3 protein-coding genes are annotated in these 1,481 nt (G+C 46.3%); 2 read left to right on the top strand and 1 reads right to left on the bottom strand.

Annotation, left to right across the window (positions count from 1 at the left end):
- Together A3739_RS04905 and pgeF are read left to right on the top strand one after the other, a co-directional pair.
- On the top strand, positions 1 to 440 hold a 440-nt coding region (locus A3739_RS04905), incomplete at its 5' end, for a pseudouridine synthase (protein ID WP_231877013.1).
- Between the two features lie 67 nt (positions 441 to 507).
- Positions 508 to 1,251, top strand: a complete 744-nt coding sequence (gene pgeF, locus A3739_RS04900) for a peptidoglycan editing factor PgeF (RefSeq protein ID WP_068500532.1) — start codon at positions 508 to 510, stop codon at positions 1,249 to 1,251.
- A gap of 10 nt (positions 1,252 to 1,261) precedes the next feature.
- On the opposite strand, the gene A3739_RS30700 is transcribed toward pgeF, so the two are convergent.
- Positions 1,262 to 1,481: hypothetical protein (locus tag A3739_RS30700; RefSeq protein ID WP_231877012.1), on the bottom strand; the 220-nt coding region annotated here is incomplete at its 5' end.

Raw genomic sequence — 1,481 nt, 5'->3', positions numbered from 1 at the left:
TAACGGGAGTTATGACAGGCGGTGGTACCGTCGATGAGCCAATTGCTCGCCATTCTCGAGATCGAAAGAAAATGGCAGTTACGCCTTTTGGCAAGAATGCCGTGACGCATTATCGCGTGGTTAAAAAATTCGATCACCATACGCATATTCGTGTGAAGCTAGAGACTGGGCGTACGCATCAAATTCGTGTTCACATGGCGCACATTGGTTATCCGCTTGTTGGTGACAGAACATACGCAGGACGTTCGAAAGTGCCGGCGGGAACGAGTCCTGAATTCAAAGAAGCATTGAAAGCTTTCCCTCGTCAGGCGCTGCATGCAAAAAAACTCACTTTGATTCATCCTTTAGACGAAGAAGAAGTGAGTTGGGAAGTAGACCTGCCGCAAGACATGCAGCATTTGTTGGCGCTTGTCGCAAACCTTGATGATGTCGGTGAGTGAAGACTCGATTCAACTTCGCGAGATGACTGCTCATTACTGTAGATATTTTTCTTAAAAGGAATCGTTTGTGTCACTAGATCTCATTCAGCCTAATTGGCCCGCGCCGAAGAACGTGCGTGCTTTTGTTTCGACTCGGCTCGGCGGTGTAAGTAAAGCGCCATATTATTCTTTGAATTTAGGCGGTCATGTTGATGATGATCCTGAAGCAGTGCAAGAAAATAGAGAGCGCTTTGCGCACGCGGTTGGGCTTGAAGCTGAGTCGATTGCTTGGTTAGAACAAGTGCATGGCACGGATGTTCTAGAACTGAATGAAGTGCCATCAGGTCTTTTAAAAGCGGATGCCTCCACAACAATGCGATCGAATCTAGCTTGCGTTGTTATGACTGCGGATTGCATGCCTTTATTAATGTGCGATTCGGCAGGTAAGCGTGTTGCAGCCGTGCATGCTGGTTGGCGCGGCATGGCTGATGGCGTGATTCAGGCTGCCTTATCTAAGTTTGATGATGCGAGTGAGGTGATGGTGTATTTGGGACCGACCATTTCTCAGTTAGGGTTTCAGGTTGGCGCTGAAGTAAAGAATCAGTTCGTATCGATTGATGCTGACTTTGATGCTGCGTTTTTGCCAGAGAACGAGAGCGACAAACTCATGTGTAATTTGTATGCGATTGCTCGAATGATCTTACGAAAGGCAGGCGTTAGCAAAGTCTACGGTGGAGGATTTTGTACCTTTGCTCAGTCCGAGCGTTTTTATTCTTTTCGTCGAGATGGGCATGTATCGGGGAGAATGGCCTCCCTCATTTACTTGTCATAAGCCAACAGGCTTAATCAAGTCTTAGATTATCAAAATACAGTGAGAATCCTTGCTCCGGTTTTGCTGAGAAAAGTGCAAGGCTCTGAATGTGTTTCATATCCATTGCTCTCCCTTGTGGCGCTTCACTTATTTCGGAAAGTCGAATCGATATTTTGTTCACGCCTTTTTGTATTTCGAAGCTGCGATTGAAGCGATCAACATACTCATGGTTATGTGTTTTGTCGTGTATT

The sequence above is a fragment of the Oleiphilus sp. HI0067 genome (assembly GCF_001635735.1).
This window is presented reverse-complemented; position numbering and strand designations above follow the sequence as displayed.